Source organism: Streptomyces tateyamensis, from assembly GCF_003205575.1.
Lineage (GTDB): Bacteria > Actinomycetota > Actinomycetes > Streptomycetales > Streptomycetaceae > Kitasatospora > Kitasatospora tateyamensis.
The window spans coordinates 1-266 of record NZ_PYBW01000436.1; the positions used below are offsets into that span (position 1 = coordinate 1).

The 266-nt window shown below is 73.3% G+C and carries 1 pseudogene; it reads left to right on the forward strand.

Annotated elements, in window-relative coordinates:
- Positions 1-188, forward strand: a pseudogene (locus tag C7C46_RS34105) (phosphatidylinositol phosphate synthase); the annotation flags it as partial.
- Positions 189-266 lie beyond the last annotated feature (78 nt).

Below are 266 nucleotides of genomic sequence, written 5' to 3' on the forward strand. Positions count from 1 at the left end.
GGCTGGTGGTCTCGCTGGTCGCGGTCGGCCTGGCGGGCCTGCACACGTTCGGCGTGCCGTATGTGGAGTGGCTGCTGCCGGTGGCCCTGTGGGCGGTCGGCGTGGGCAGCGTGATCACGGTGTTGCAGCGGATGCTGACGGTGCGCCGCGAGGACTTCGAGGCGGCGGCCGCGACCCGGGAGGGCTGAGGAAGCGTGATGCGGGACAAGCTGGTCGACGGCGCGTACGCGGCGGGCTGGGCGACGGTCAAGCTGCTGCCGGAGCCG